The following is a 16,774-nucleotide window of genomic DNA, read 5'->3' on the forward strand; positions in this document are numbered from 1 at the left end:
CATGTGTCATCATATTTATTACATTTGCAGGGAATAAAAAGTTTTTATGAAAAAAATAGCAATACTTTCCTCAATCTTTATAGGAGTTCTTGCATGGGCACAGGGAATTAAATTTGAAGACGGCAATTTTGCGTCTATCCTTGCCAAAGCAAAAAAAGAAAAAAAACTGGTCTTTATAGATGCATATGCTTCATGGTGTGGACCTTGTAAACTGATGGTAAAAAATATCTTCCCACTTCAGTCTGTGGGTGAATACTATAATTCTCACTTCATCAATGCTAAAATTGACATGGAAAAAGGTGAAGGAATTGAGTTGGCTAAAAAATATAATGTAAAAGCATTCCCTACTTACCTGTTTATTGATGGAAACGGTGAAGCAGTACACAGAACGTTAGGATATGTTGAAGAAAAAGACTTTATCCAGTTTGCCAAAGATGCCGAAGATCCAAACAAAAGACTGACTTCTTTAAAAGAGCAGTTTGAAAAAGGAGAAAAAGATCCTGAGTTTCTAAAGAATCTTGCAGGACTTACAATGTATAATGATGCTGAGTTTGCCGGTAAAGTACTTAACCGTTATTTCCAGCAGAAACCAAGTTTAGATCAGGAAGATGTTCAAATGCTTCTTTCAGGGGTTCAAACTATAGACAGCCCTTTGTACAAAATTTTTCAGGATAAGAAAGCGGATATCGTTAAATTCTTCCCGGAAGATAAGTATGAAAAGTTTGACAAAAACATCAAGTTGAATACCGTTTCCAAAAAAGCATATAATGCAGATACAAAAAAATGGGACGACAACTATTTCATGTCTGAAACTCAGAAATTCCTAAGCAAAGAAGAGGCTGACAAGATCTTAAAAAGAATGAAAGCCAACAGAGCTTTAAAGAATAAAGATATTCCTGAGTATGAAAAATTGATCATTGACTTATACAAAGACTATTCTGCAGCAGGTTCTGAAGAACTGAATTCTCTTGCGTGGAACTTCTTTGAAAACGTAAGCAATAAAACATCTCTTGAAAAAGCAATTGCATGGGCACAGGAATCTGTAAAGAAAGATCAGAACTTTGCTAATACAGATACTCTGGCAAATCTTTACAATAAGATTGGGGATAAGAAAAATGCAAAAACATGGGCTGAAAAATCTATTGAGCTTGCAAAAAGTACAGGACAGGATTCTACTGATACCGAAAAATTATTGAAAAGCCTTTAATAGGAATACATAAACCAAAAACCGCAGAACTTTAGCAGTTCTGCGGTTTTTTTATATTGTTTAGGGAATAGATGTTGCCAACCGCCCCGTCAAAAATTCTTTGAATTTTCCCCACCCCTCCAAAGGATGGGAATTTTCACGTCTTCAGCTGTAATATAAGTGGAACATAAAGCTTTCTTTCTGTTTTATAGATACAAAAGCTATTTACTCTCTTCTCTTAGTATTCAAACAGCACACTTCCCCAGGTAAATCCGCTTCCGAAAGCTGAAAGAAGTACCAAATCACCTCTTTTAATTTTCCCTTGTTCAATCGCTTCACTTAAAGCAATAGGAATAGAAGCAGCGGTTGTATTTCCGTATTTCTGAATATTGTTAAAGACTTTTTCATTCGGTAATCCGAATTTATCCTGTACAAACTGAGCAATTCTAAGATTCGCCTGGTGCGGAATGAACATATCTAGATCTTCAACTGTTTTCCCTGCTTTGTTCAATGCTTCCATCATCGTTTCAGGAAACCTTGTCACCGCATGTTTGAACACGAAGTTACCGTTCATGATTGGGTATACTTCTTTGTTGGTTACATTTTCAGGCTCTTTTCTCATTCTGTCACTCCATCCGAATTTTGAACCCGGGAACTGCGTACAAAGTTCGTCTGCATATTTACCTTCAGAATGCATATTCACCGCTAAAATATCTCCTGAATTTTCATCTTCTGAAGCTGAAAGTACAACTGCTCCTGCTCCATCTCCGAAAATAACAGAAACTCCTCTGCCTTCATCAGAAAAATCTAATCCGAAAGAGTGAACCTCCGCTCCTACAACAAGAATATTTTTATAAGTACCTGATTTAATAAATGCATTGGCAACACTCATAGAATATACAAATCCCGAACATTGATTTCTCACGTCCAGTGCTCCAATTGTATCGCATCCCAACATATCCTGAAGCAATACCCCGCTCCCAGGAAAATAGTAATCCGGAGAAAGGGTTGCAAAAACAATAAAATCAATATCTTTTGAGGTAAGACCTGCGTTCTGAATGGCTTTTTCTGAGGCTTTAAACGCTAAATAAGCAGTAGTTTCCTGAGCGTCATTCCTGTTTTTTCTATGTCTGCGTTCCTTGATACCCGTTCTTTCCGTAATCCATTCATCATTGGTCGTCATTAGTTTTGCTAAATCATCATTTGTAACAACGTTATCTGGAACATAAAATCCCACACCTTTTATTGTACTTTTAATCATATAGTTTTTTAATTTTGGCAAAGATAAAACTTATTTAACACATAGTTTTTCAAAATATTAGTATTTTTACTTTATGCCAATTGATACGATATACAGAACCTCCCAGTGCGAATGGGTAGATGTAGAGGCTCCTACTGCAGAAGACCTGAAATTTCTTCATGAAAGATATGAAATCAATAATCTTCTTCTGGAAGATACAATGGATCCCAACCACCTTCCCAAATATGAAGAGGACGGAAATATCAAATTCTTTCTCCTGCGTGAAAGTACAGAACTGGAAAGAAAGAATCTGAATACCATCAGTGATATCAGTACCAAGATTGGGATTTTTTTGGTGGAGAATACCATTATCACCATCCACAGGATGAAAACCAGAAGTATCACCGAAGTCAAGAAGAAAGTTTCTTCGATTCAGGAAGACCTTAATCCTCAACAGATCACACTGATGATCGCGATATTGATTATGAAAAGTTTTGATGATGAATCTTTAAGTCTGTTTGAAACTATGGACAATATAGAGAATGAGATTTTCCTTAAAAACACCAATCATACAAGCCAGATCCGCCGCCTTTATAAACTGAAACGAAAATCAGGATTGAATTCACGGGTACTGGTGATTTCTACGGATGCCATTGATAAATTTAAATTATTGAATTTACAGGACTCCGAAATTGTTGATTTGAAAGATAAACATAAAGATGTAGTGGCAGATTTTGATCACTTGAATATTCAGATCACCAACCTTATTTCCATGTTCCTGGCACTTTCGGATCAAAAGGCCAACCAGGTTATGAAAGTTCTGGCTATTTATTCTATTTACTTCTTACCGATCACCTTTATTGCCGGGGTTTATGGGATGAATTTCGATAATATGCCTGAACTTCATCATAAATACGGATATTTTATAACGCTGGGAGCTATGGCTACGGTCATGATCAGTACGTTTATTTATGTAAGACGTAAACAATGGTGATTAATTTTTATATAAGCACAAAGACGCAAAGATTTTATCTTCGATAAAAATATAAACCGGTTGATTGCTTTTTGCCTTTAACCCAAACACCATCAAGACAAAATACCATGACCTCGGAAAACCTCAACAAAATCCTGGAAGATTCTTCTCTTTCGCAGGCCTCCAAAGATAAACTGGCTGCTTTGCATGAGAATATATCTGCCAAAGAATTCTCTGATCTCCTGGATCAGTCTGGGAATCAGTATATAGAGTTTGTGCAGGAAGGTGGTGGTGTCTGGGGAAGTGCACTGGTAGGCTATCTTTACGGGCTGGAAATATTTGGTATCCGTTTTCTGAAAGTAGCAGGAACGAGTGCCGGAGCCATTAATACGATGCTCATTGCGGCCTGTAAAACCAAAGAAGAGCCCAAAAGTGAGCTTATCAAAGATATCCTTTTCAGCTGGGATTTTTCCGATTTTATGGATGGAAAAACTTATGTAAAAACGACGCTGCATGCAATGCTTAACAATAAGGATTTTTTTAAGATCAATGCCATTATTGCTGCGATCCTGTTCATTATCCTGATCAGTATTCCTTTTTTGGTTTCTTCAGCTACTATACTGAATGCCAAACTGATGTTTTTGATTCCTCTGATTCCGGCTGTCATTCTCTTTTTCTGCATTCAAAAACTGTATAATAATTTTAGGAAAGAAAACAGCGGTCTCAATCCCGGAAATGTTTTCCAGAATACCATGCAAAATGCACTGGATCAATTTGGAATCAAAACGGTGGCCCACCTCAACGAGAAATTTATTCAGAAAGAACGGAATCTTAACCTCAACTACCGGTATGGAAACGGTCAGGAATATTATATAGTGACTCTGCAGAATATCGAAAAGATTAAAATAAAAAATAAGGAACATATTGATCAGACCCGATATCGAATTTTCTATGAAAGTGCCCTCAATAATGATTATTATAAAAACAACCCGTTTTACCTTCTCAAATCTGAATATGTTGTCATTACCACCGATATCAATGCTAAAATTAAGGTGGAACTTCCTACGATGGCCAATCTCTACTGGTCCGAAGAGGAACTGAAGCACATCAGCCCGGCGGAATTTGTAAGAGCATCTATGGCTGTTCCTTTTTTCTTTGAACCTTTTCAGAAACAGATCAATAAAGATGACAGCTCTGTAAAATATGCCTGGAGATATTGGATGAATACCCAACCGGAAGATATCAACCCTGCCGGGGTTTTCATTGATGGAGGCAGTATTTCCAACTTTCCTATTGACCTGTTTCATGCCGATGAAGTTTTTTATCCAAGAATGCCTCTTTTCGGAGTACAGCTGACTAGTGATTCTGCTATTCTTTCGGAAAGAGGGAAAACCAGTGCAGAAATCCTTAAGACACCTTTCAGCTATGCCGGAAATATCATCAGTACGTTGAAAGGTTTTAATGACAAAACTTTCCTTACCAAACATACTTTTTACCGTTTATACAGTATACAGAGTGTGAACTGCGGTACCAGCAGCTGGCTGAATTTCTTTATGAAAAAAGAGGAAAAGGAAGAACTTTTCAACAGAGGTTTCCAGGCAGCCCTTGATTTTCTCAATGGTTTCGACTGGGAAAAATACAAATATGAACGCATGATACTCACCATGAAAGAGAAGAAAATACTGAAAGAAGAGGATACGCCGACGGTGGGATAAGGATTTTTAGGTATTTTAGCCGAAAAGCAAATTTAATCATGAAATACATCTGCCAATGCTGCGGGGAAGAAAAAGAAGACTGGCCGGCAATAGCCTATTCATACCCTTATTTTTATTCCTGCTTATCCGAAGAAGAATTAAAAAATGCTGAACTCAGTTCAGACCTGTGTGTCGTCAAAGATCCTGAAAATACACACCGATTTATCCGCACAGTTCTTGTGCAGGAAGTTAATGATGACTGCAGAGATCTGGATTATGGAATATGGGTTTCATTGAGTGAGAAGAGCTATAATGAATATGTTGAGAATTACGATAATAAGGAATTTGAAGCTGAATATTTCGGATGGCTTTCTACCTATCTTCCGGATTATGATTTTCAGGAAAGCGTTCCTACAACTGTGGTGGTAAATAATGCAATCGGCAGGCCATTTGTTTATCCTCACCAAAGCTATGAACATCCTTTTGTACATGATTTTTATAATGGAATTACAAAGGAAGAAGCAGAGAAAAGAATCAACAGGATTTTAAATAAAGAATAAATGAACTGGATTATCAGAAGTACAAAGAAAGTAAAATTCCATACCAATCTTCAGGAAATTTTAAAGCCTATATGGGATGATCTGACTATTTATCACTGGATCTTAACTGATCTGGATTTTATATCTGAACAGCCACTTCCCATTAATTTTGATGAAGATTTTTTTGTTTTGGATCATCGGGAATTTGAAAAGCTTTATCAAAGCAATACTCAGATGATTTGGGGGATAATATCCGCTGTTCCAAATAATATTGTACCAGATACTTCATTAATCTCTAAACTATCTGCTGAAGATTCCATCGTTTGGGAACCTAATCATTTTTTAATTCAGGAAAGTATTTTAGAAATTATTGCTTTTGATAGCGGGTATACTATAGTAAAGTTTAAAGAAAAAAATCTTTCAGATAAATTTAAAGAATATTTTCAGGAACAGGCAGTAGATCTGCAAAAGTTCAATGAAAAATATATGAGTTGAACATGAAAAAATTTATCTCTGAAAAATTTCATATTATTCTTTTGGTACTCACTTTAGGATTGATCATATTCTGCATGGTAGACGAGAATTTATGGGTAAAAAAAATGCTCAAAAGTCCTAAATATACAATTGGAGAGGCTATTACGGATTGGCATCCAAAGAATAACAATGGTGTAGGAACAGATTATAGCTATCAGGTTAGTAATAAAATATATTATAAAACAACAAATTGTTCTTACAAAAAAGGAGATAAATTTCTCATCATTTTTGATTCTATAAAACCTAAAAATGCAAAAGTTCTTGACATTTATTCTATTGAGAATTATCTTATAGATTTAAAAATTCCCGCAAAAGGCTGGAAATATCAAGATGTCCCTTTTAATATTGATAGTAATACAATAAAGAAATATATTCAGGACCGGAATGTAGAACCTTTTGAATACATAGAAAAGTAAGTTGAACTCATTTAATTAAAGTCCAACTTTACTTTTACTCTGTTATAAAGCATCCAAAAACTCCAGATACATCGGAACACTTCTGTTGATCCATTCATCGGAAGAATCTCTTTCAATTCCGTAGTAAACAAAAGGTTCTTTATAATCTGCTTTTATATAATCAAACGTCAATTCATAAGGCCTGAAAAGCTCCTTCATGGTATATTTATACTCTCCGGATGTACTGTATCCTTCTTCATCAATTCCAGCAGTAACAGCCAGTGACATTTTCTTTCCTGCAAGCTTGAAACCACTGTTGCTTCCATACGCCCAACCATATAAAACCACCTCATCCAACCATTGTTTTAAAAGTGGCGGGCTGCTGAACCAGTAAAAAGGAAACTGAAATACAATTTTATCATAAGATTCCATCAACTTCTGCTCCTGAGTTACATTGATTTTTCCATCAGGATAAGCTTCGTATAATTGATGAACCGTATATTTTTCAGGATATTTTTTTAATTCGTCAGTCCATTTTTTATTGATCACAGATTTTTCAATATCAGGATGGATAATAATTACTAAAGTCTTCATTATGTTTAAATTTCTATTACAAAATTACGATACGTAACTTACATTTTGTACATTAGCCACCCATTGTATGGTACTATAAAAAATGTAAGTAATGACTAAAATAAAGGAAACTTCAACGAATTTTGCCAATAAAAAAGCGCTTGCTGATGAATGTCCGGAAATCTATGCTTCCAACATTATCGGGGGGCAATGGGCATTGGCTATCTGCTGTTATCTGATTAATGGAAAAATGAGATTCGGAGAACTGAGAAAAAAGCTTCAGAATATTACAGAGCGTATGCTTACTCTTCAGCTTCGCAGGCTGGAGGAGGACAAAATCATTACCAGAACAGTATTTGCCGAAGTTCCTCCAAGGGTAGAATATGAGCTTACAGAAATCGGGTACAAGCTGAAACCCATTATCCTCGAGTTTGAAAAATGGGGAAATGAGCATAAAGAAGTAGTGAATAAAGCTACAAAGAATGATTGAGATTCCTACGGAGTGACAAAAAAGAAGTGTTTGACATTATTTACACACTCTGTCATTCCGTAGGAATTTATGTTTATTATTGATCCAAACTTCTCTTCCACAAAGGTTTTTGAGCCAAAACTTTTGAATGTATCGGACAGGTTTCATGATGGGCTCCTTTCAGATATCCGGTACTCATGAGAAATTCGTTGACAATCTCTCCACCTGTGAATTTGAATGTTTTTTTGAATAACTTCATCCATTCCTGCAATGTTTTAGGATGATGATGTTCCAGCCATTTTTCAAATGACCCGAATTCTTTCTGAAGCTCTAAAATCGCTCTGGCATTTTCAATCGCAGCATTTACCTTTAATTTATTTCTGATAATTCCCGGATCATTCAACAGTCTTTCGCGGTCTTCTTCTGTATACGCTGCTATTTTCTGAATATTAAAATGATCATAGGCTTTTCTGAAACTGTCTTCTTTTTTCAGAACGGTTTCCCAGCTTAAGCCTGCCTGGTTGATTTCCAGAATCAGCCTTCCAAACAATTCATTATCATCATGAATTGGAAATCCATAATAGTGGTCATGATAATTTTTGTGCAGTTCTTTTCTGCTTTCGGGCTGCATACCTTCTATTGCTAAACAATAACTCATTACAATATTCTGTTTAAATTCTAAATAATGTTGTAAAAATAAATCAGATTTGTGACAACTGTCCGTCAGTAGTGATTTTTATTTTTTAAATTTAATGATAATTCCATTTATTTTATCCTGCTCACAGAATATTCAGTAGTTTAGAGGATCCTAAAACGCTATCATGAAATCACTGTTTTCTATTATCTTTATTGTATGTTCTATTGTTTTAAATGCACAGAATCTATATTCTAAAGCCTATGGAAATCCAAAAAACATTCCTGTTATTTTTATTCATGGAGGACCGAGCGGAAATGCCACTTTATTTGAAGGAACTACAGCTCAAAAACTGGCTGATAAAGGATTTTATGTCATTGTCTATGACAGACGCGGTGAAGGCCGTTCAAAAGATGAAAATGCCACTATGACTTTTAAAGAAAGTTTTGAAGATTTAAAAGGAATTTACACAGCTTATCATATTAAAAAAGCAAATATTCTTGCTCACAGTTTCGGTGGAATTATCGGGACTCTATTCACTTCACAATTTCCTGAAAAAGTAAATTCTCTGACTCTTGCCGGAGCTTTATTTACCCAGCAGGAAACTTATGATCATATTTTAAAACAGGCAAAAGAACATTTTAAAAATGATTCTGTACAGCTCAAAGAGATTTCGGAAATAGAAAATCTGGATAAAAATTCTGCGGCCTATAGAAAAAGATGTTATGAAATGGCCGGTAAGCTGAGTTTCTTCGATATGCCCAATCCTACTCCCAAAAGTGAAATGCTGAGAAACGAATACAAGGCAGGTGAGTTTTATAAAAACAATATAAGAAATCCTGATTCACCCCTTAAATTCTATAAAAATGAAACTCTGAACAATCTGGATAATACTCCCGTTCTAAAAGACATCCGAAAAAAAGGAATTCCCATTTTTGCAGTGTATGGTAAGGATGACGGAATATTTTCAGAAAAACAGCTGAATGATCTTAAAAATATCGTTGGGGTGAAAAATTTCAGACTTATCGACAACTGTTCCCATTATTTATTTGTAGACCAGCAGGAGGATTTTTTACAATTTATTAAGCTTACATTAAAATAAAGTGTAGTTTTGTAACCATGCCCCATTCAGGACTCCATATGAAAACCTATAAAGCTGTCATTACGATGCTTGTATTGGTGTTTTCATTATCACCGTGTTCTGTAAAAAGAAATGTTCTTGATATTTTTGATATTCAGTATATCAGCGGGCTGAATAAGGTAAAGATAACTTCATCTCTTTCTTCCAGCTGTGATGCTGCATCCGCTTCAGCAGGAGTTTCAGTCTCAAAAGCTAACATTCAGGGCCAATACAAAGATTCTTTTTCCAATTTTTATTCTTCTGCAGAGGTTTCTGCTGAAGAGAAGATTTTTTTCAATGAATACTCAGGGCATTCTACAGGAAACAGCCCGCCGAAATATATTCTGTTTAAAAGACTGAAGCTTAATCTGGTTTAAACTTTTTTAACCTAATTAAAAATCAGTTTTTTACAATACAATATTAATTTCAATGAAACATACTCTAAACAGCCAGTCTTCGGACATGGCCGGATTATATGCTTTATCCCTCCGCATGGTGATCGGATGGACTTACTTTTCAGCCTTCTGGCGCAGACTTATCCTCGAAAACAAGCTTATTCCTGATGAGCAGGGATATATCGGGGAAAAATTCAATCACTTTTTACCGAATGCACTCGGTATAAAACCTATTATTGAATATCTGGTCACCCATCCTGATGCCTTACAGCGATCCATGATGATTTTCACTATTATTGAAGCTATTGTGGGATTATTCATTATTCTCGGGTTATTTACACGGCTGATGAGCATCGGCATCTTCAGTCTTGCCCTTGGGATTCTATTGGGTTCCGGCTGGCTGGGAACAACCTGTCTTGATGAATGGCAGATAGGAGTTTTAGGAGTTGCTGGCGGATTTGTTCTGTTTCTTACCGGAAGCGGTCCTTATTCACTGGATTACTATTTCATGAAGAATAACAAAATCTTCACTCAAAAAAGAGGGTTTCAGTGGCTTGGCTCAGGAAACTTTCCTATCTCACAACCAAAAGTTCTTGTACTGGCAGGTTCGCTTATCATATTCGGGCTGACTCTTTTTACCAATCAGTATTTCCATGGAGGTGTATGGGGAACCCTGCATAATAAATCGGTAAAACCGAAACTGGAAATTTCAAATATTTCCCATACTAATTCGGATTTAAAATTTGAAGTCTACAGGACGGAAGGGGCCGATGTTTATGGCTCTTTCCTGATAGGCATCCATATTCTGGACAAAAATGGAAATATTTTAAAAGCACTGAATCATCAAGAACTTTCTGAATTGTCTAAAGAAAATATACAGAATCATTATGTCACCAAAGTAAAACCCGGAAAGCACAGCTTGGTAATTCCCTTGGGAGCAAAGGCTGATGTAACTTTGGATATTGATGATATTCTTCAGAAAAGTGAAATTCATGCGCTGAAACTGATTGATGTGAGCGGAATTGAGTGGATAGAGAGGATGAAGTAGATTAAATTTCAAGATTCGGGGTGCGGGTTTTATGTTCTCGCTAAAGCCGATCCTTAATTTATAATGGTAAAAGCGGACTAAAGTCCGCTTTTATTAATATTTTGAGATAAAATTGATTACAATAAGATCTGCGAAATCTTCAAAATCTGCGAAATGCTTTTGAAGAATCTTATTTCTCTGAGACCATTATATGATAACTGCATGAGCTGTCCGGGTCAAGTTTCAGCACTTTTATTTCAAGTAAAACATCCAGCCCCAGGGTATCGCAAACTCCCTGTAAAAATGGTTTTATGACCGGCCATTTCAACAGGCCGGCGATTTGCAGGCTCTGCGTTATTTTATGGTAACGGTCTACTCCTTTGATCAGCAGTTCACATTGGTGGTCATTTAATTCTTTAAATTCAAAATTATATTCGGGACTGGATGTAAAAATTGCTCCTATCAGTATTTTGGCTGCGGCCGGAATACCGGGCTGCAGATTAGGTTTTGTTTCAAGATTTCTCAGTGTCATTCTGGATCCGAGATCATACATGAAGGTACTGGAAAGCTGTTCAATAGCTTCGACTCCATAAAGTCTGCCAATCTGCTTAAGCATTCCACCATAAAAAGCTCCTGTAATATCAGACAGGCGCTGGGTAAGTTCTGTAAAGGTTCCGGGAAAAAAATCTGAAATAATCTGAGCCTGATTCATTTCAGGAAGATAGACATCATGCTTTCTGAAATCTGATAATGCCAGATAGGTTTCCGGCAGTTGTATTTGATTCATATTTAATATTTTGTAAGTATGTTGAGATCATGGTTTAGTTAATTATTAAAACGAAAGACAATATTTAATAAAGCTTTCAGAAATAAGGACATTGTCTTTATTGAATATAAAAACAAAGTGGATGATAGTGCTCAATCAATTGATATTAAAACTGATATTCAGATAAAAATCCGGTACTTTATTGGGAAAACACCTTTTTGAAGAGGGTTTGAGGGATTAGGGAATCTATTCATATTTTTTCATTTGTTCTTGTAAAGCTAGAAAAAATAATTAAACTCTCCAATAAGTGATATTATTTTTTGTTTAACAGAATTAAAACTAAAAGTTATTGTCTGATATTTTTTTATGACAGAAATGAACAAAAAAAACCTTCGAAAATATCGAAGGTTTTTAATTAAAATTTAGTGCATGGCTTCACTCAAATCTATTTTTTCTTTGCTCTTTCTTTCTTTTACGAGTAAGATAAACGGAATACATATCAGGAATACGATTCCGAGGTAAAGAAATACATCCATGTAAGACAATACCGTTGCCTGCTTGGTTACTGACATGTCGAGCATTTTATAAGCCGCATTCATCGCGGCGTCCGGGGTCATTCCTTTCGCTACAAAACTTGCCTTCAATGCTGCGAGTCTTTGCTGGACCTCAAAACTGTTTTCGTCAAGGTGGGAAATCAGGTTATTCCTGTACTTCTGGCCTGCATTGGCAATAAAAGTTGTAATTGCTGCAATCCCGAAAGATCCTCCTAGCTGTCTCATCATCCCGGTAAAGGCTGCTCCCTGACCAATCTCCTGCCCTTTCAATGTACTTAAGGACAAAGAGGTGATTGGAATAAACAGTAGTCCTAATCCTGCTCCTCTTACAATCAGCATCCAGAAAAAGGCATCTTTACTGGTATCCGGTGTCAGAATTTTATATCCCCAGAAACTATAGACAAAGAAGATGAACAATCCTAAAGAAACCAGGATCTGCTGTTTTGCTCCTTTCGCCAGTAATCTACCAATGATTGGCATCATGAAGGCCGTCGTTAAAGCTGCAGGAATCATCAAAGCTCCTGACTGAAGTGCCGTCCACCCTAAAATACTCTGGGTATACAGTGGAACGATGAATGTGGAACCATAAAGCCCAAATCCAAGCACGAATGACATCATGGTTCCGATTCTTAAATTGCTGTTTTTAAGCACCCTGAGCTCAACAATTGGATATTTAAAGGTAAGTTCCCTCCAGAGGAATAATATAAATCCTAAAATTGCTGCTGCTGTGAAGGCTACGATCATTCCGCTTTCAAACCAGTCTTCTTCATGTCCTCTTTCCAGAATGAACTGTAATGAACCTACCGTTACCGCCAGTAAACCAATTCCAATCCAATCTACATCCGAGACCTTACGTTTTTCGGCATATTTCGGACTTCTTACAAACTGCAGCGTCATCAAGGTTGCGGCAATTCCAATCGGAATGTTAATATAGAAAATATATGGCCAGCTGAAGTTGTCAACGATATATCCTCCAAGAGGCGGACCTAATGTAGGACCAATGATTACTCCCAGACCATAAATAGCCTGGGCCATACTTCTTTTTTCAATCGGATAAGATTCCGTAATAATCGTCTGTGAAGTTACCAATAAGGCTCCCCCACCGATTCCCTGCATCAATCTGAAGAACACGAGTTCCCAGATATTGGTCGCATTTCCACATAAAAATGAAAATATGGTGAATATAATGATGGATGCCGCAAAGTAATTCCTACGTCCAAACTGCTGGGAAAGCCAGCTCGTCATTGGTACTATAATTACGTTACCAATGGCATAAGCCGTAATTACCCATCCCACTTCAGAAAGTGTAGATCCAAGATTCCCCTTCATTTCATTCAAGGCAACATTGACAATCGTGGAGTCTACAATTTCAAGAAGGGCACAAAGGATAGCAGTAATCGTAATGATCACTCTACGCGCTCCATATTCTACTAATGAATCTTGCATAAGTTTTTATGATGTAAAAAATCAATGGCGAATTTTGTTTCACAAGTGAATCCTGAATTATAAAGCAGTCTATTTTAAATTGACTACAAAAACTGATTCACTATTGACAACGAAGTCCATTGACTTTTAACAATTTTAAATGTTATTTCAAAGCAACTTCTGCTTTCACGTTCATTCCTGTTCTCAGTCTTTTTGCAATATTCTTGTCAAGATTTACAAAATCGATTTTTATAGGAAGTCTCTGAACTACTTTTACGAAGTTACCACTCGCATTATCCGGAGGAAGAATAGAGAAAGTAGCTCCTGTAGCCGGAGAGAATGAACTTACCACTCCTTCAAATTCCTGATCAGGGAAAGCATCAATCTCGATTTTCACCTTCTGTCCTTCTACCATTTTATCTACCTGTGTTTCTTTAAAGTTGGCTACAACCCATTTCTGATCGTTTTTAACCAAAGCAAACAACTGTGATCCTGCCTGCAGATACTGACCTGCCTGTGTAGACACTTTTCCTACATGTCCGTCTTCAGGAGCAAGAATTACGGTATATGATAAATTCAATTTTGCATTTTCTACATCTACTTCTCTTTGCTTAGCAACAGATCCGGCAACACTGATTTGTTGTGAACTTGCGGCTGTCTGAGAAGAAGCAATATGGGTTTGCTGAGCAATTTGATTTCTCTGATCAACTAAAACCTGTAACTGTCTGTCTGCAGATTGTTTTGCAGCTAAAGCCTGCTCATATTGCTGTTCTGTAATAGAATGATCTTTTACAAGATTAGCATATCTCTTCAAATCCTGAGAAGTTTTCCAAACGTTTACTTTTGCCGCTTCTATCTGAGCATTAGCAGTTACTACTGCCGCTTCTGAAGAACCGATATTTTTAGAAGTAGCTGTTGTAGTAGCTTCTGCATTTGAAATATTGCTTTTAGCAGTAGATAATGCTGCCTGAGCCTGTTCAAGAGCCATTTTCTGATCTCTGTTATCCAAAATCACCAACGTATCTCCTTTCTTTACAAACTGGTTGTCTTTTACTTTTACCTGAGCTACATATCCTGAGATTTTAGAAATTACCGGTGACATATTGGAAGCAATCTGAGCATCGTCAGTTTCTTCATGATACTGTCCGTAAGTAAAGGCTCTGTAACCATAGAATCCTCCTCCGATTACTACTGCCGCTAAAATGATAGGAAAAACTAAACTTTTTTTCTTTTTAGGTTCAGCTGCCTGTGTATTATTATTTTCCATTTTGGTTTCGATCTGATTATTTAATTGTTAAAGTTCCTGTTGTCTGTAATAGTTTTCTGTATGCTAAGGCAGCATCTGCTTTAGCATTGATCACTCCAACGTTGGCTGCAATCTGAGCCGCATCTGCATCCAGTAATTCTGTCATGGTTGCAAGACCGTTGTCGTATTTATTTTTTGTAATTCTGTAATTTTCATTTGCCTGCTCAGCAGATTTTTCGAAAACAACAATTCTCTTTTTTGAATAGTCTGTATTCTGATACTCTCTGTTGACATCAAGCTTAATGTTATCATTCAATAGCTCATCTGTAGCGGCAAGTTGTTTTTCTCTCGCCTGCGACTGTCTTAATGAAGAGTTTTCTTTCCATAAGTTGGATAAGTTATAAGAAACCCCGATTCCTACATTGATAGCATTGTATACAGTAAGAAACTTAGGAATATCTGCGGCTACATAGCCTCCGGTAAATGCAATAGAAGGAAGATTTTCAGCTTTTGCCGCTTTTGATCCCAACTCTGCCGCTTTTCTCTGTTGTGCCAAAGCCTGTAAGTCCTTACGGTTTTCTCTGGCTTCAGTTACATAAAAATCAACAGGTTTCACATCTGAACCTTCTTCAATATAGTTTTCATCTACTACTAACTCTGTAGTTTCAGGAATTCCTAGCAACAAATCCATATTGATGTTGGCAATATTGTAGTTGTTCTTAGCTTCCAATAGCTGAAGTTCGATATTTGAAGTCTGAAGGTTTGCTTTTAATCTGTCATTTCTCGCAATCAAACCATTGTTTTCCATTTTAAGGAATGTTTCATCTCTTTTTTGAGAAGCAGCAAGGTTTTCTTCAAAAACTTTAATAGACTGATTGGCTTTAAATAAGTTGTTGTAAGCCTGGGCAACATTATAAGCAATCGCAATTTTGTCGTTCTCAGTGCTTAATTTCGAAGCTTCTACCAAATATTTCGCTGACTGAATACCATACTTGATTCTTCCTCCGCTGTAAATTGGAACACTAAGATTAGCTGAACCGTAAAGTACTTGATGTACTTCGGGACCTCCTGCTCCTGAAACACCCGGAAGTTTGATATCTACATTCGGTTTTATCGGAAGATACATATAGCTGCCTGATACTTTCAATTCCGGTAACTGTCTGTTTTTAGCTTCCAAAAGATCAGCTGTAGCCTCTTCGATCTTGGCTGCATCGATCTTGAGATTCTTGCTGTTCTGGATTCCCAACTGTACAGCTTCGTCAAGAGAAAGTGTTTTTTTCTCCTGAGCATTTGCATTTGCTATTCCTACGAATAGTGATAATGCAATCACTGAGTTATTTATTCTCTTCATAACCTAAAAGGTCTTTTAGTAAGTATTTAATATGTTTATTAAGTTCTGTATAGTATTTTGCATCAAAATTTTCCTCATCCTCTGTTTCATTCAGAAACTCTTTATACATTTCTTTTGCATTGAATGCATAAAATAAGGTTCCGCTTATAGTGGAATGAAGGAGATAAATAGGTGGATTTTTGGTGAAAATTCCATTTTTAAGACCGCTTTCCAATATTTGTGAATACATAGAAAGGAATCCCATTTTAGTTTGTTTCAAAAATTCTATAATCTGAGGATTCTTACTATACAGCTGTTCTCTCTGCATAATCCTGTAAAAGCATTTTTGAGTACGGATCTTGTTAGAAAACTGATCAATTACTTTTTCAATCTTCTGCCACTCGTTGATATCGGTTCTTCCCAAAAGGTCTTTTGAAAAAAACTGACCTTCATTCATTCTGTATTCTACTAATTTCTCATAAAGTTTTTCCTTAGAGCCAAAATAATACGAAATCATAGAAATATTTACATTAGCATCCTTTGCAATTTCACGGGTGGAAGTTCCTTCGAATCCCTTTTCTGCAAAAAGCTTTTCGGCTGCGAATAATATATTTTCTTCTTTTGAAATCATGTTAGTGTTCATTTTTCAGGGCGCAAATGTACACAAGTTTTAA

Annotated in this window: 18 protein-coding genes; 10 read left to right on the plus strand and 8 right to left on the minus strand. The window is 36.4% G+C overall.

Going from position 1 to position 16,774, the window contains the following annotated elements:
- Positions 1-46 precede the first annotated feature (46 nt).
- Positions 47-1,207, plus strand: a complete 1,161-nt coding sequence (locus KYG33_RS08320; protein ID WP_077418490.1) for a thioredoxin family protein — start codon at positions 47-49, stop codon at positions 1,205-1,207.
- Positions 1,208-1,424: 217 nt separating this feature from the next.
- Here KYG33_RS08320 and KYG33_RS08325 read toward each other — a convergent pair whose 3' ends face one another.
- Positions 1,425-2,447: a 3-oxoacyl-ACP synthase III family protein gene (locus KYG33_RS08325; protein ID WP_077418488.1), complete on the minus strand. Its 1,023-nt coding sequence runs from the start codon at positions 2,445-2,447 to the stop codon at positions 1,425-1,427.
- A 73-nt stretch (positions 2,448-2,520) separates the two neighbouring features.
- Between KYG33_RS08325 and KYG33_RS08330 the strand changes: the two genes are divergently transcribed.
- From KYG33_RS08330 to KYG33_RS08350, 5 genes are all read left to right on the plus strand, one after another.
- Complete coding sequence (locus tag KYG33_RS08330) at positions 2,521-3,420, plus strand: CorA family divalent cation transporter (RefSeq protein WP_077418486.1); 900 nt, start codon at positions 2,521-2,523, stop codon at positions 3,418-3,420.
- A 107-nt stretch (positions 3,421-3,527) separates the two neighbouring features.
- Positions 3,528-5,114, plus strand: a complete 1,587-nt coding sequence (locus KYG33_RS08335) for a patatin-like phospholipase family protein (protein WP_219073059.1) — start codon at positions 3,528-3,530, stop codon at positions 5,112-5,114.
- A gap of 38 nt (positions 5,115-5,152) precedes the next feature.
- Positions 5,153-5,653, plus strand: a complete 501-nt coding sequence (locus KYG33_RS08340) for a DUF2199 domain-containing protein (RefSeq protein WP_232538979.1) — start codon at positions 5,153-5,155, stop codon at positions 5,651-5,653.
- Positions 5,654-6,127, plus strand: a complete 474-nt coding sequence (locus KYG33_RS08345; RefSeq protein ID WP_077418479.1) for a hypothetical protein — start codon at positions 5,654-5,656, stop codon at positions 6,125-6,127. It begins immediately after the preceding gene.
- Between the two features lie 2 nt (positions 6,128-6,129).
- Positions 6,130-6,582, plus strand: a complete 453-nt coding sequence (locus tag KYG33_RS08350; RefSeq protein WP_219073060.1) for a hypothetical protein — start codon at positions 6,130-6,132, stop codon at positions 6,580-6,582.
- Positions 6,583-6,624: 42 nt separating this feature from the next.
- On the opposite strand, the gene KYG33_RS08355 is transcribed toward KYG33_RS08350, so the two are convergent.
- Positions 6,625-7,155 carry an NAD(P)H-dependent oxidoreductase gene (locus KYG33_RS08355; protein ID WP_180564218.1) on the minus strand — a complete coding sequence of 177 codons (531 nt, stop codon included), beginning with the start codon at positions 7,153-7,155 and terminating at the stop codon, positions 6,625-6,627.
- Positions 7,156-7,246: 91 nt separating this feature from the next.
- Between KYG33_RS08355 and KYG33_RS08360 the strand changes: the two genes are divergently transcribed.
- The gene (locus tag KYG33_RS08360) at positions 7,247-7,624 is read left to right on the plus strand and encodes a winged helix-turn-helix transcriptional regulator (protein ID WP_077418472.1); all 378 of its coding nucleotides are present in this window, start codon (positions 7,247-7,249) and stop codon (positions 7,622-7,624) included.
- A 76-nt stretch (positions 7,625-7,700) separates the two neighbouring features.
- On the opposite strand, the gene KYG33_RS08365 is transcribed toward KYG33_RS08360, so the two are convergent.
- Positions 7,701-8,261 carry a DNA-3-methyladenine glycosylase I gene (locus KYG33_RS08365; RefSeq protein ID WP_219073061.1) on the minus strand — a complete coding sequence of 187 codons (561 nt, stop codon included), beginning with the start codon at positions 8,259-8,261 and terminating at the stop codon, positions 7,701-7,703.
- A 163-nt stretch (positions 8,262-8,424) separates the two neighbouring features.
- Here KYG33_RS08365 and KYG33_RS08370 point away from each other — a divergent pair, with 163 nt between their 5' ends.
- From KYG33_RS08370 to KYG33_RS08380, 3 genes are read left to right on the plus strand one after another with little or no spacing between them, the layout of a single operon-like run.
- Positions 8,425-9,339 (plus strand): alpha/beta hydrolase, encoded by a 915-nt coding sequence (locus tag KYG33_RS08370; protein WP_077418468.1) that lies wholly within the window; start codon positions 8,425-8,427, stop codon positions 9,337-9,339.
- A 17-nt stretch (positions 9,340-9,356) separates the two neighbouring features.
- Positions 9,357-9,734, plus strand: coding sequence for a hypothetical protein (locus KYG33_RS08375; RefSeq protein ID WP_139348569.1), 378 nt, complete (start codon positions 9,357-9,359; stop codon positions 9,732-9,734).
- A gap of 52 nt (positions 9,735-9,786) precedes the next feature.
- Complete coding sequence (locus KYG33_RS08380) at positions 9,787-10,800, plus strand: TQO small subunit DoxD (protein WP_077418464.1); 1,014 nt, start codon at positions 9,787-9,789, stop codon at positions 10,798-10,800.
- A gap of 169 nt (positions 10,801-10,969) precedes the next feature.
- Here KYG33_RS08380 and KYG33_RS08385 read toward each other — a convergent pair whose 3' ends face one another.
- The 5 genes from KYG33_RS08385 to KYG33_RS08405 all read right to left on the minus strand — a co-directional run bounded on the left by KYG33_RS08385 (position 10,970) and on the right by KYG33_RS08405 (position 16,731).
- Positions 10,970-11,566, minus strand: coding sequence for a hypothetical protein (locus KYG33_RS08385; RefSeq protein WP_219073062.1), 597 nt, complete (start codon positions 11,564-11,566; stop codon positions 10,970-10,972).
- Positions 11,567-11,967: 401 nt separating this feature from the next.
- Positions 11,968-13,545 (minus strand): DHA2 family efflux MFS transporter permease subunit, encoded by a 1,578-nt coding sequence (locus KYG33_RS08390; RefSeq protein ID WP_077418460.1) that lies wholly within the window; start codon positions 13,543-13,545, stop codon positions 11,968-11,970.
- A 142-nt stretch (positions 13,546-13,687) separates the two neighbouring features.
- Positions 13,688-14,791 (minus strand): HlyD family secretion protein, encoded by a 1,104-nt coding sequence (locus KYG33_RS08395; protein ID WP_077418458.1) that lies wholly within the window; start codon positions 14,789-14,791, stop codon positions 13,688-13,690.
- Positions 14,792-14,807: 16 nt separating this feature from the next.
- On the minus strand, positions 14,808-16,121 hold the full coding sequence (locus KYG33_RS08400) for a TolC family protein (protein ID WP_180564220.1): 1,314 nt from the start codon (positions 16,119-16,121) through the stop codon (positions 14,808-14,810).
- Complete coding sequence (locus tag KYG33_RS08405) at positions 16,105-16,731, minus strand: TetR/AcrR family transcriptional regulator (protein WP_228408885.1); 627 nt, start codon at positions 16,729-16,731, stop codon at positions 16,105-16,107. The genes KYG33_RS08400 and KYG33_RS08405 overlap by 17 nt, the downstream gene beginning before the upstream one ends.
- Between the last annotated feature and the right edge of the window lie 43 nt (positions 16,732-16,774).

Origin of the sequence: Chryseobacterium sp. D764 (genome assembly GCF_019317325.1) — a bacterium.
Taxonomy (GTDB): domain Bacteria; phylum Bacteroidota; class Bacteroidia; order Flavobacteriales; family Weeksellaceae; genus Chryseobacterium.

Excerpts from the sequence above, each read along its gene's own strand:
- KYG33_RS08320 (WP_077418490.1), top strand. The coding sequence starts at position 47 with ATGAAAAAAATAGCAATACTTTCCTCAATCTTTATAGGAGTTCTTGCA.
- KYG33_RS08325 (WP_077418488.1), bottom strand. The coding sequence starts at position 2,447 with ATGATTAAAAGTACAATAAAAGGTGTGGGATTTTATGTTCCAGATAAC.
- KYG33_RS08330 (WP_077418486.1), top strand. The coding sequence starts at position 2,521 with ATGCCAATTGATACGATATACAGAACCTCCCAGTGCGAATGGGTAGAT.
- KYG33_RS08335 (WP_219073059.1), top strand. The coding sequence starts at position 3,528 with ATGACCTCGGAAAACCTCAACAAAATCCTGGAAGATTCTTCTCTTTCG.
- KYG33_RS08340 (WP_232538979.1), top strand. The coding sequence starts at position 5,153 with ATGAAATACATCTGCCAATGCTGCGGGGAAGAAAAAGAAGACTGGCCG.
- KYG33_RS08345 (WP_077418479.1), top strand. The coding sequence starts at position 5,654 with ATGAACTGGATTATCAGAAGTACAAAGAAAGTAAAATTCCATACCAAT.
- KYG33_RS08350 (WP_219073060.1), top strand. The coding sequence starts at position 6,130 with ATGAAAAAATTTATCTCTGAAAAATTTCATATTATTCTTTTGGTACTC.
- KYG33_RS08355 (WP_180564218.1), bottom strand. The coding sequence starts at position 7,155 with ATGAAGACTTTAGTAATTATTATCCATCCTGATATTGAAAAATCTGTG.
- KYG33_RS08360 (WP_077418472.1), top strand. The coding sequence starts at position 7,247 with ATGACTAAAATAAAGGAAACTTCAACGAATTTTGCCAATAAAAAAGCG.
- KYG33_RS08365 (WP_219073061.1), bottom strand. The coding sequence starts at position 8,261 with ATGAGTTATTGTTTAGCAATAGAAGGTATGCAGCCCGAAAGCAGAAAA.
- KYG33_RS08370 (WP_077418468.1), top strand. The coding sequence starts at position 8,425 with ATGAAATCACTGTTTTCTATTATCTTTATTGTATGTTCTATTGTTTTA.
- KYG33_RS08375 (WP_139348569.1), top strand. The coding sequence starts at position 9,357 with ATGCCCCATTCAGGACTCCATATGAAAACCTATAAAGCTGTCATTACG.
- KYG33_RS08380 (WP_077418464.1), top strand. The coding sequence starts at position 9,787 with ATGAAACATACTCTAAACAGCCAGTCTTCGGACATGGCCGGATTATAT.
- KYG33_RS08385 (WP_219073062.1), bottom strand. The coding sequence starts at position 11,566 with ATGAATCAAATACAACTGCCGGAAACCTATCTGGCATTATCAGATTTC.
- KYG33_RS08390 (WP_077418460.1), bottom strand. The coding sequence starts at position 13,545 with ATGCAAGATTCATTAGTAGAATATGGAGCGCGTAGAGTGATCATTACG.
- KYG33_RS08395 (WP_077418458.1), bottom strand. The coding sequence starts at position 14,791 with ATGGAAAATAATAATACACAGGCAGCTGAACCTAAAAAGAAAAAAAGT.
- KYG33_RS08400 (WP_180564220.1), bottom strand. The coding sequence starts at position 16,121 with ATGAAGAGAATAAATAACTCAGTGATTGCATTATCACTATTCGTAGGA.
- KYG33_RS08405 (WP_228408885.1), bottom strand. The coding sequence starts at position 16,731 with ATGATTTCAAAAGAAGAAAATATATTATTCGCAGCCGAAAAGCTTTTT.